Origin of the sequence: Dielma fastidiosa (genome assembly GCF_000313565.1) — a bacterium.
GTDB lineage: Bacteria > Bacillota_I > Bacilli_A > Erysipelotrichales > Erysipelotrichaceae > Dielma > Dielma fastidiosa.
This window is the reverse complement of record NZ_HE578929.1, coordinates 38,587-50,631: the sequence shown is the minus strand read 5'-3', so window position 1 is coordinate 50,631 and position 12,045 is coordinate 38,587. Positions and strand designations below refer to the sequence as shown.

Sequence of the window (12,045 nt, the reverse complement as noted above, 5' to 3'; positions counted from 1 at the left end):
AGCATCCCCGCTTTCTAGTCCACACGCGTAAATCGTGCAACCTGCCTGCCATCTCTCTCAATCACTTCATCAAACATCTGCAACGGCCTTATCCAGACCCCGTGATCGCCGTAACATGCCCGATATACCACATATTCCTCTTCGGTTTCAGAATGTTTGGCAATCGTCAGCACCTCATATAAATTACCTTTAAAATGACGGTAAAATCCTGGTTTAATCATCCGTAGTATCTCCCTCAGTAGCCGGTTCAAAGTTTTCATCTTCCTCATCACTCGGCGGCAGCTCACTGTCCTCACGTTTGATATCAATGCTGATGCGATCTTCCGTACTGATCTGTACGACATCAAACAGCCATGTGATCCGCCAGCTTGCCAGTCCCTCAGGCAATGAAGCTGTTGGCAGGAAGTAAGTTGTCTGCATCGTTACATAATTATTAGTATGCGACAATTCAGTATTGGCAACAAACTCAACGGCACTATCCGCATCGCTGCTGTCTTTTACCGTAATAATCGGCGTACCGACCGGTGTTGACAGATTATATGTATAGCTCAGCGAGATCATAATCCCCTCACCCAAAAGCGGATCATTAACCCATTCACTGCTCTTTTGAAAATCAAAAATGTAATCTACGACAACACTCGTCTTTTCACTGATCGACACTTCATTCTTTAATGAACAGCGAAGCTCAAACTCGTTGACACCGGTAGCAAATTGATATACGGTTATCGGCATTTCATAGCTTTGCGTATTCGTCACATCAGCAATTAAATTATTCTGTGAATAAAGTTCAATTTTTTCTATCACTGAATCATTGCTGGCAATATCCCAGTAAAGAATTACCGAATTGCCGCCATCATCAAACTGTCCATAAAAATTACGGATCATTGCACGCTCATGAGTATCCTCAGGTTCCTCATCACTACCCTGCGGCGGCTGTTCATCGACCAGATTGGGCGGCAGTACAATATCGCTGGGTTTATTAATTGACAGCGCATAAACCGCAACGGCAGCCATAACGACAAATATAAATGTTAAAACTGCCACAAACATCTTATTTTTCTTAATGAATTCCATCATGCATATCACCTTTTTCATATTTATTATAACAGAATTCCAGCATTTGCCCACGTTTTATGCAAAGAAAAAGACCCGCAGGTCTTAATCAAATACAGGAATAACCAATGTACCAAAAGTATTTTCAATAAATGTCTTAGTATCAGCGCTCGTTAATGCCTTTTTCAGTGCTTCAATTTTCTCGTCATTCTCATGTCCTTCCTTTACAACAAGAACATTCGCATATTCCTGAGCACCCTCACTGTTCTTATCCTCACTCACACAAAGCTTATCAACGATATCTGCGCTTAATGCATAATTGCCGTTGATTACCGCATAATCAACATCCGGTAAAATCGCTGACAGGTTCTTTGCCTCAATCTCAACAATTTTTATATTCTTCGGATTTTCTTCAATATCCAGAACCGTTGCTGCCAAACCCACACCCGCTTTAATTTTAATCAAGCCATGAGCTTCAAGCAGCTGCAGCGCTCTTGCCTCATTTGTACCATCATTAGGAACCGCAATCTGTGCGCCATCCTTTATATCATCCAGCGTCAGTGTATCCTTAATTTCACTGCTGCCGCCGGCATAGACGCCAAGCGGTTCAAAATGAACCTTCAAAACAGATGCTAAATGGGTTCCGTAATCGTTATTAAAGCCATCAAGATAAGGCTGATGCTGGAAATAATTCGCATCTAGTTCATCATTCTCCAATGCTGTATTTGGGATGATATAATCATCAAATTCCTTGATCACAAGATCATATCCCTCAGCCTTTAATGTCTCTTTAACCGATTCAAGAATCTGCGCATGCGGGCTTGGACTTGCACCGACGATAATCGTTTCTAATTCGGCTGGATCACTTGCCGGCGGATTATTGTTACTGCTGCAGCCAGCTAATAATGCAACAACTAATAAACTTGATAATAATTTTTTCATTTTCCTGTTCTCCTTTTATTTTAATTCAACTCAATGGATGAAAAAAAACTTTCATCCTGAAAGGACGAAAGTTGACTTCGTGTTACCACCTTACTTCACTGATATCTCACAATACCAGCCTCTTCAAGTACGCCTGCATACAGGTTATACCCTATCGCTTTAACGGGCGAATCCGACATTGCCTAAGCAACCCTCAGCAATGCAACTCCAAGACCATTTTCAGCAGTTATTTCCTTTATCCTCTTGCACCCTGTGAGGACTCTCTGTGAAAGCTTTAATGCCTACTCTTCTCTTCATCGTTTTTGTATGGCACTATTATATCGGCTTGCTGAGCGCTTGTCAATATATTTTTCAGAAATATTTTATAATTTTTTTTCATATTATGAAAATAAAATCATTTCAGTTTCTTTCTTTGAAACATCGCACCAATTACAGAAGCCGCACCCAACACTAAGGTAATCACTGTAAACACAGCCGCAAAAGCGCTGATTTTATGCTTGTTCTTCATTTCCTTCCTCCCTCTCTGCCGCCTTTTCAAGCACGGCAAATTTTAATATCACCTTAAATAAATCACCGTCAACCAAAACCTTAATACTGCCGCCCTGCAATTCTGTAAAGCTCTTGGCGATTGCCAATCCCAAACCGCTGCCTTCAGAATTTCTGGAAGCATCATTGCGTACAAAACGCTCCGTCAGCTCATCAGGCGCATAAGTAATCTCAGTAGCCGAAACATTCTTGAAGGATACCACGGCAAAGCCATTTTCCTCTTTTAATTCAATGTAAACACGGGTATAAGGCATCGCATATTTGAAAATATTCATATAAAGATTATCAAAAATACGATAGGTCTTCGGTGAATCCAGCATACAGATGATTTTCTGCTCCGGATAAGAGGTCTTAAAAGTCAGATTGCTCGCTTCAATCTTATCACTCATTTCAAAATGAATCTGTTTAAGCAGATCACTTAAATTAACCTCTACTAAATTACACTGCACATTGCCGCTTTCAACCTTACTAATTTCAAATAAATCATCGATGCAGCGTTTCAGCCGCAGTGAGCTGTTATCTAAAATCTGAATGTAATGCTGACGTTCTTCATCAGTAATATTTTCTTTTTGCAGCAGATCAATATAACTGATTAAGGTAGTCAGCGGTGTCTTTAAATCGTGTGACACATTGGAAATCAGTTCAGTTTTCATTTTTGAAGAACGCACTTCCTCCTCAACCGCCTGCTTAAAGCCGGTCTTAATACCCAATAGATTATCTTTCACTTCACCAAAGACCGACAGATCATCTTCAACCTCAATATCCAGATTGCCTAATGAAAGCTCCTTGGTCACATTTTCAAGGACATGGAACTGCTGCTGCATGCCGCTGGCAATCCGTTTGATATACTGATAAGTAAAAATCGTATAAAGAATCAGCAGTAACGGCCCGAAAGCCCAGAAGATGCAGGCAATACAGCCAACCAGCAGATTCAGAATCAATGCTGTAGCAATTTTTTTATTCAGCTTATCCGAAAGATCCAAGCCTCTGAATACATCAAAGAAAGCACTGATTTTACGGCAGCACCAGCCAATGATCGTGTTATTCATAAAGAAATCAGAGAAGCCCTGAATAAAGATCAGCTTAATTTCATATACCGCAACGGTAACTAAGAACAAATAGATAAAACCGCTGAAAAACAAGATGCTGTTGGTTACGATAACCGCTTTATCCGTCGTTATATTCTGCAATATCTCGGTAATAAAATCAGTTGTCCCCATATTTACAAGCACTAAATATGTCCAGCCAAAGATTAATGAAATACCCAGACTGAGCACGCCAACCAATAATTCAAAAGGACATTTAAGTAGTGCATTGTAGGCAGATAACTCACGCACATGTCTTGTGGCAATAAAGCATGCCGCGGCAATCGCTGCGGTAGTGATTACCATAAAAACCAACATACCCGCATCCTCATTCATTGCTGAATAACCCGGCAGATAGCGTGAATAAATCGTGCCGTCAACCAGCATCTGATAACGCTCATTGCTGATTGCATAGATAAATGTCGCATTGGTAATCGGTTCTACATTGACCTTGCTGCTGTTTTCAGCTACACCATTTTGTACAATGGACTCAAAATTAAACGCTGAAGATTCCATCAGTGATCCTTTAAAAAACTTAGATGATACCGTCTTCAGCAAATCCTGAGACGCGTTGCTGATTGTAAGATTACCGGCATCATCATAATGCATAATGATATACCACTTAAAATATTTTGCTTTATCATTGCCAGAATTCTTTAAATCTGATAAATCGATTGAATAGCTGCGAGTATTGTTTGACTCGGCATAAAAATCAAGAATCAGATTTTTACGCTGAAGCGTGTAATATAAATCTTCAAAATCATCCGGATTTTCCACATTACTGTAACCGCTGATAAAATCATCAAATAATTCAGCCGTATCCGCATCCGGATTCTTAAGCAAAAGCTCGCTGTAAGAAATATTCTTGCCCGCTTCCAGTGATTTTAAATGCTTATACTGAACGATGTTATCAAGAAATAAATCATCTAAAAAATAATCATTGGTGTCAAGGCTTGTCAGATCAGGTTCATTTTTTTCTGCTGAAATCATCGGTTTGGCAATAACCATGCCCAATGATAACAAAGCAATGATTAAGATTAAAAGAAACCCAAAGAGTTTATTGCTCTTTTTTTCCATAATGTCCTCCTAAAGTTTCTCGATTTTATAACCTACACCCCATACCACCTTTAAATAGTGCGGATTCTTCGGATCGAGTTCAATTTTCTCACGAATGTTACGAATATGCACCATCACCGTTTCGGTATTAATCGCATCTTCATTCCATACATGTTCATATATTTCATCACTTGAAAAGACATGACCCGGGTGTTTGATCAGCATCTGAAGAATTTTAAATTCAATCGGTGTCAGACGTACAGGATTGCCGTCTACACTGACTTCCTTCGTATCAGCATTTAATTCAAGGCCACCCTGGACATAGATATTATCATTGCTTTTCTCCTGAGAGACCATTTTTAGATAGCGCTGATAACGGCGAAGCTGTGAATTGACACGCGCCAATAATTCCATGGGCACAAAAGGTTTCGTAACATAATCATCAGCACCGATATTTAAGCCCATGATCTTATCTAGATCCTCAGACTTTGCCGAGAGAATTAAAAATGGAAAATCATGATCCTCACGTGCTTTTTTAATCATCGTAATGCCATCCATGACCGGCATCATAACATCTACCAATGCCAGCTGAATATCATCATGCTCCTGAATCATTTTTAACCCTTCGGCGCCATTTTCGGCTTTAATTACATCATAACCCTGTGTTTTTAAATAAATTTCAATTGCCTCCGCAATCTCTTTTTCATCCTCCACAACTAATATCAACGTCTTATCCATAAATACCTCCGTCAGCTTTTTTTGTTTAATTTCACCATTTATTGTACCACATCTTTTCAACAACTAAATTATATCGATGAATTCTTTAATTATACTGCAGATAATTCTTAAGAATTTCTAAGGAATGTGTCAAAAAAAGACATTCACAAAATGAATGCCTTATTTTACTAACAATCCAGATTATAACGCAGCTTATACTGTTTCTCCGTATCGTCATCGTAATTCTCAAAATAGCGGAAGGTAACCTTCTTTGCTGATTCAGCAATAATGTATACCAGCTTGCCTTTAACCTCTTCATTGGGCTTTAAAGCAATCTCATCCTCAAATTGATAAGGCACACCGAAGTATTCCTCCGCCTCATACGGATCTTCCTTGTCATAACTGATCAGCAGATCATTTTTGGAAAAAGAAAGAATCTCATTGCTTAGATTATGCAGGGTGATGCTGGCAATCAGAAAGATGCCTCCCTCATCGACGACATAACCGCAGCATTCCTTTTCAACAATTTCCAGTTTATTAATTTTTAGTGTAAATGTATTCGTCTGAAATTCATTGCGCATTGCCTGATTCGGACAATGATCATTGATCAGATAGATAATCTGTTTTTCATTTGTTGTTTTAATTAGATCCATCTTTTTCACTCCCTTGGTTTAAGTTTAACGAAACAGAAGTGAAAAAAGTGTCGAATTTATTGTTTAATCAAACGAATGCACTCCGCAAATGACTGCTCCTTCATTTCAGCAGCGGCTGCTTTGAGTTCATCGATTGCTTTCAACGCTTTTTCAGCTTCTTCTTGATCTTCAAGTGTCTGAATATTAATAAATACATTTAGATAACTACTTGCTGCACACGCGTCACAGAGAATAACTGCAATGGCGCAGTCACTGACTGCTTTTTGATTGCCGTAAGGCATCATCTGTACTAAAAGCGACATTGCCTCAACCGCTGTCTGCATCGTTTTGAACGGTACATCAATCGCTTTATGAATCGCCTGCTGAATCAGCTGCGCATCCTTTTGCCGATAGGCATCAATCACTGACTGATAAGCCTCCATATCAGCTGCCGCCAATCCTTCTAAAACTTCACGCATATTGCTTAATTTTTCAAAAGACTGCATAAAATTCTGCTGAACCGCCTCATCCTGAGCCAGAAAAGCCTTGCGTTTAACGCTTAAATGGCCATACATCCGCCCAAGACAGAGACCAAGCTGTGCCACTAATGCTGCTACACAGCCGCCGCCGGGCGTTGGTGATGCACTGTCTACCTGATTTAAAAAGTTGTTTATCGTTTCGTTATTCATCTTGCACCTCAATCATTTTCTCTTACATAATACTAACACAAATCTATGCTATAATACAGAAAAGGATGTGAGAGAAATGTTTGAATGGATTAAAAAATTAATGAAAGAAGAAAAAACAGAAGAAATAAATCAGGACAACCGGCCGCTGCTTGTGACGATTCACGGTTTTGGCAAGCGCCGGCGGCATGAAATGGATCAGCTTCAGGAATTTCTTAACGATAAAAATATTGAATTGATCAGCTTTGATATGTATGATTTAACCGATGAGAAAGACTGCGATTGGCAGCAATGGGTCAAACGAGCTAAAGCTCAGCTTACTCAGGCTCAGCTCAGCAAACGGCCGATTTACCTGCTTGGCTTTTCCATGGGCGGCGTTATCGCTTCCTATCTTGCCACCTGTTATCCGGTTGTAAAGCTGATTCTGATTGCTCCTGCCTTTAACCACTTTCATTTAGAAAATTATACGAACATGGTAATTAAAGGAGCCAGCGGTTTAATCAGCAGTTCTAAAAATGACGGCAAAGAACCCTCATTGCCTAAATCATTCTATCCGGCATTTATGGAATGTGTAAAGCAGCTGAAAGCAAGTATTGCTAAGGTATCCTGTCCAGTGCTGCTGATTCACGGTGATGCCGATGAGGTCATCCCGCCAAGAAGCAGCGTGTGGGCTTTTGACATGATCACTCATGAACAAAAACAGCTCATTTTCCTGCATTTAGGAAAGCATCGAATACTAAATGATGAGCATGTGCGAGACGCTGCCTTCCTGTTGATTCAAGATTTTATTGAAGATCGGCTGATGCCTTTATAGGCACAGCTTTTTTTCATATCTTCTGTCTCTATTTTAGCACTGCTGTTAAAGATTTGTACTTACACATCTGTCACATCAAGAAAATGATCAAACATAAATCAAAAAAACGGCGTTTAGCCGTTTCTATGTGCAAGATTCAAATCATAAAACTTTTGCGGCAGACGGGTAAAGAAATTATCTTTGCCGCTGCGTTTAGCACTGATCAAAAAACCGGTTACTACTAAACCGCCCGCAACGCAGACCAGCATATCGGTAATGGTATCATGAACACCGCTGGTATAATGATTGATTGCATCATTATTAAAGAAAATAAGCATTGCATATTCATAAAACTCCCAATAAACAGCAATTGCTGTATTCACCGCATTAACAAAGACAAGAAATATATGCCATTCCTGAATACTGTCAAGCTTGGAAGATCGTTTAAGTATCATATACAGCAGATAAGCGATTTCGATGCCGCAGAAGCCAAAGCCAAAATGAACAACCTTATCAAAATAAGGGACACTGTAGCCGCCTAAGCATGAACCAATCAAAGAGGCAAAGTAACAAAATATAAGATTAATAATATAGATTTCACTGATTGGTTTCCATTTAAAGAGCTTAAACAACACCGGTACGATTAAAGGGCAAAGAATTGCCACAAAGGTCATATTAAAGCGGGTATTCATCGCGCGGTCAGGAAAATTGACCACAAAGGAATAGATCAGAGTAGCAGCATAGATCAATGCGGCAAGCGCTAAACTGCGTTTTTCTGTCTTGGACATATTAATGCTTCATCTCCTCAATTAAATCGAGCTTCATTTTTAATAATTCCTCAGTCAAGTCTACTTTATACACCTGAGGATACTCAAAACGGAAATATTCATCCCACAAATGAGATAGCTCCTGCTGACTGTATCTCCTGATTTCATTCAAATCAGGTACTTTATACACAAGCCGCCCATTTACAAAAATCGGCTCATAAAGATCACGGATCACAAACGTACCGCGCTTCAATGTTTTCTTTTTCCAGACATTATCCGGATGGCAGATCGTTAAATCCTCGTTTTCTGAAATTGGATGGCCGTGAATTGTCATCAGATCCGCCAATGCCTTATGATTTTCTTTGTCATAGATGCGATAAAGATCTTTGAACCCAGGATTGGTCATTTTTTCAACATTTTCACTCAATTTGATCTTAGGAATCATTTGATTGTCTTTAATCACTGAGCTCATCTTATAAACACCGCCGAAGACCGGTGATGATTTAGAAACAATCATATTCTCCCCGACCCCAAAGGAATCAATTTGAGCGCCCTGCTCAATCAATGATTTTATGATATATTCATCAAAAGAATTGCTGGCAACGATCTGGCAGTCTTCAAGTCCCGCTTCATCGAGCTGCTTGCGGATTTTCTTTGACAGATAGGCAATATCGCCGCTGTCGATGCGTACACCCTTTAAACGATGCCCCATAGGTTCAAGCACTTCTTTCGCAACTCGGATAGCATTCTTAACGCCGCTGTTGAGTGTATCATAGGTATCAAGCAGCACTGTGCAGCTGTCTGGATAAGTAAGCGCATAGGCCTTAAAAGCTTCATATTCAGAATCAAAAGACTGAATAAAGCTGTGCGCCATAGTACCGGCAACCGGAATATTGAACTTTTCCCCGGCATAGGTTGTCGCCGTCGCATCAACACCGCCGATATAAGCCGCCCTAGCACCATAATTAGCAGCATCAAAATTATGCGCGCGGCGCGCCCCAAACTCCATCACAATTCTGCCCTTGGCAGCACGGACAATACGGTTTGCTTTTGTCGCAATCAAGGTTTGATGATTAATTGCCAGCAAAAAAGCAGTCTCAAGCAGCTGAGCTTCAATAATTTTAGCTTTGACACGCACCAGCGGTTCATTAGGAAATACCGGTGTTCCCTCTGGCACCGCATATACATCGCCGGTAAAAATAAAATGACGCAAATAATCAAGGAATTCATCACTGAATTTATTCAGACTTTTTAAATAAGCAATATCTTCATCCTCAAAATGCAAATTCTGTATAAAGCCAATAATCTGTTCCAAACCGGCAAAAATAGCAAATCCGCCATTATCCGGATTACGCCGATAAAACAAATCAAAGGTAACGATCTTGTTGGCATCAGGTGCATTAAAATAGCACTGGCTCATTGTCAATTCATAAAAATCAGTGACTAAGCTTAGATTTCGTTTGTCACGAAAATCAAATTTTTCATCATAAGTTTCCATTTTCTAGCCTCTCTATGGTTATTTATGCAATGATAATTGCTTTACTATTATACCACTTTATAGTCAAAAAGCGTACAGAATGTTGCGATGTGTCAAGACACCTATAAAGATTGGCTGCTTATTTCAGCTATCATATCAAAATACTCGATTTTAAGTATCATATCACAGAATTGACGCCATTCAGATAATTTATGGTTTTTGCGGCTGTGATAAATATTAAGCAAAGTTTCAAAATTCATCGTACAGGTTCTTAACTGATTAAAGCTGCTTGGCAGCAGTTGAATCATCTGAATCCATAATTCAGGATCTTTATCAATTAAGTATTGCTGGCGCAGCTGTTCAATCTGATCAAGATAATTTTTAAATAACGCAAGTCGTTCAGCATCTAGCTTTTCACAGCTGAACAGTGATTCATTTATCTCTTTCTTATGAATCGTATGCATCGTACTTGTTGAATTGGCGACAGTTCCTACTTTATATGTATCAAATTCCTTCCACCAGTAAAGCGGAGCCGTTATATCTAAGGACACAAATATTTGTCTTAAAAATTTACGGTGATCACTGCCAGCCGCGCAAAGCTTGCGGGCTAATTTTAAATCATTAGGGCCAAGAATGAACTTGCCGTCTGTAGTTATACTATCACTTTTTTCCCAGCTATCCAAAGGATTACGCATACCGCGCAGCGCATTTTCAATATTACTTACTGTACAATTTTTAATTTCAATCATATTCTATCTCCTAACATTATTTTTAAATTATAACAAATAGTTTCACCAACTGAAAGCACAAGAAAATGATTTCCTTCAATCCTTCAGGAAATCATGCCATCAATGATGACACCCAGCTGCCTTTCTCGCGGCGCTGTTCCTTCCTGTATTTCAATGTCTCTCTCCTTCAACCTATCGGTATTGGAGTCGCACTCGAGCAAATCCATACAGGAACTCTTTTGATCAGTTCAATGATTTCTATCAAGTAAACAGCCTTTTCTTCTAGTTTGGGTCTATTCGCTTTGATTCATTGAACTGATTTTTATGTTATCTGAATAATGCTAATATGGCAGTAAACTGACATTCTTTAGTACTCGCTTTTCCTATCTTCTCAGCAACCGCTGCCCATTGCTCTGTTTGTGTTTGCTTTTCTTTTACGAATACTCGATATTCTCTTAAGATCTTCTCTTTGTATCCGATCCCTTTTCTTGCAATTACATAACTCGCTGCCTGATGCACACTCATTCCCTTATCCCGTACATACTTTAATTTTCCAATCAGTGACGTATACGCTGGATCTACTTTAATCACTTCTATTCCTTCATAGACTGCTTTTCGTTCAATAGCTTCTATGATTTGTGAATAAGCAAACTCACTTAGCATTCGATTCAGTCCTTTTGACTGATAGCGCTGCTTTCGCTTTTTATCACTAAAGTCCAAGGCTTCCATCACTAATGGTTTATGAGCATGTACACATTCATGAATGATCTTACTTGCTGTTTCCGCAATCTCATGCTTTCGCTGATTCCTTGTCTTTCCCTTTAGCTTCATGGGTAATATTAGTTGTTTGCACAGATTGCCTTGCCGATCGATGTGGGCAACCGCGATATGATCCACATTGATATCGATACCGATACTGCCTGCTTCCTTTTTGGTCACTATCATTTTGGGTTCCACCTCAATGATCGCTTTAATGATGAAATACTCACCATGGTCATAGAGTTCATAAGCTACGGCTTTACCGACGGTATTATGCGGTAATCTGACTGCTCTTTCTAATTTCTCTGCATGATGATAAAACCGGATCGGTAAATGAACTTCTTTCTCTGTGCCTCGATAAACCATGATCCCGGATTCAAGATGATATTTGAAGAGATTGTTGCTGTATTTTCCCTGCCGTCTGCCAGGTATCAGCATGCGTTTTCTTCGCTCATACCGATAAGCTTCGAGATCATGATGTAGCTTCTTCCTTGAACCAAAGCAAGCGGCTCTCACGCCTAAGTTCAAATGATTCAGCTTATCCGTTTCTCGGTTTAGTTTAAAGGTCAACGACCCGATTCTATGCTTTAACTGTTTGATATTCGGATTAACGATCTGTACCTCATACAAATAGTCTGCTTCATTAGTTTCATGTTCCTTGCTTTTTTGAATTAATTGTTCTTTCTGTTTCTGCCAGTTCTGTAAAGTTTTGTTTTCCTTACGAATCTTCTCTTTGATTCTTTCAATCCGTTTAGTACATTCTTTCTTCAATCGCTGATTGATTTCGATATTACTTTTAAGCAG

Annotated in this window: 12 protein-coding genes and 1 other annotated feature; of the genes, 1 reads left to right on the top strand and 11 read right to left on the bottom strand. The window is 39.5% G+C overall.

From position 1 onward, the window contains the following. Positions 1–14: 14 nt before the first annotated feature. From DAHG_RS21900 to DAHG_RS13730, 7 genes are all read right to left on the bottom strand, one after another. On the bottom strand, positions 15–221 hold the full coding sequence (locus DAHG_RS21900) for a DUF1653 domain-containing protein (RefSeq protein WP_022938930.1): 207 nt from the start codon (positions 219–221) through the stop codon (positions 15–17). Continuing rightward, complete coding sequence (locus tag DAHG_RS21895) at positions 214–1,077, bottom strand: hypothetical protein (protein WP_110370660.1); 864 nt, start codon at positions 1,075–1,077, stop codon at positions 214–216. Before DAHG_RS21895 ends, DAHG_RS21900 begins: the two co-directional genes overlap by 8 nt. Before the next feature lie 81 nt (positions 1,078–1,158). Then, positions 1,159–1,995, bottom strand: a complete 837-nt coding sequence (locus tag DAHG_RS13755) for a MetQ/NlpA family ABC transporter substrate-binding protein (protein ID WP_022938928.1) — start codon at positions 1,993–1,995, stop codon at positions 1,159–1,161. Between the two features lie 57 nt (positions 1,996–2,052). Continuing rightward, positions 2,053–2,301, bottom strand: a binding site (T-box leader). Positions 2,302–2,486: 185 nt separating this feature from the next. Further along, positions 2,487–4,703, bottom strand: a complete 2,217-nt coding sequence (locus DAHG_RS19725) for a sensor histidine kinase (RefSeq protein WP_022938926.1) — start codon at positions 4,701–4,703, stop codon at positions 2,487–2,489. A gap of 9 nt (positions 4,704–4,712) precedes the next feature. Continuing rightward, entirely contained in the window at positions 4,713–5,420 is a 708-nt protein-coding gene (locus DAHG_RS13740; RefSeq protein ID WP_022938925.1) for a response regulator transcription factor, read from the bottom strand. Between the two features lie 167 nt (positions 5,421–5,587). Then, positions 5,588–6,052 (bottom strand): DUF4352 domain-containing protein, encoded by a 465-nt coding sequence (locus DAHG_RS13735; RefSeq protein WP_022938924.1) that lies wholly within the window; start codon positions 6,050–6,052, stop codon positions 5,588–5,590. Between the two features lie 56 nt (positions 6,053–6,108). After that, entirely contained in the window at positions 6,109–6,720 is a 612-nt protein-coding gene (locus DAHG_RS13730) for a cyclodeaminase/cyclohydrolase family protein (RefSeq protein WP_022938923.1), read from the bottom strand. A 76-nt stretch (positions 6,721–6,796) separates the two neighbouring features. On the opposite strand from DAHG_RS13730, the gene DAHG_RS19720 reads away from it, so the two are divergent. Beyond that, positions 6,797–7,531: an alpha/beta hydrolase gene (locus DAHG_RS19720; RefSeq protein WP_022938922.1), complete on the top strand. Its 735-nt coding sequence runs from the start codon at positions 6,797–6,799 to the stop codon at positions 7,529–7,531. 113 nt (positions 7,532–7,644) lie between these two features. Here DAHG_RS19720 and DAHG_RS13720 read toward each other — a convergent pair whose 3' ends face one another. From DAHG_RS13720 to DAHG_RS13700, 4 genes are all read right to left on the bottom strand, one after another. After that, the gene (locus DAHG_RS13720) at positions 7,645–8,298 is read right to left on the bottom strand and encodes a DUF2238 domain-containing protein (protein WP_022938921.1); all 654 of its coding nucleotides are present in this window, start codon (positions 8,296–8,298) and stop codon (positions 7,645–7,647) included. 1 nt (position 8,299) lies between these two features. Beyond that, positions 8,300–9,775, bottom strand: coding sequence for a nicotinate phosphoribosyltransferase (locus DAHG_RS13715; protein WP_022938920.1), 1,476 nt, complete (start codon positions 9,773–9,775; stop codon positions 8,300–8,302). Positions 9,776–9,876: 101 nt separating this feature from the next. Then, positions 9,877–10,503 carry a hypothetical protein gene (locus DAHG_RS13710; protein WP_022938919.1) on the bottom strand — a complete coding sequence of 209 codons (627 nt, stop codon included), beginning with the start codon at positions 10,501–10,503 and terminating at the stop codon, positions 9,877–9,879. Positions 10,504–10,809: 306 nt separating this feature from the next. Next, positions 10,810–12,045, bottom strand: a 1,236-nt coding sequence (locus DAHG_RS13700; protein WP_022938917.1) for an IS200/IS605 family accessory protein TnpB-related protein, incomplete at its 5' end; no start/stop codon positions are given.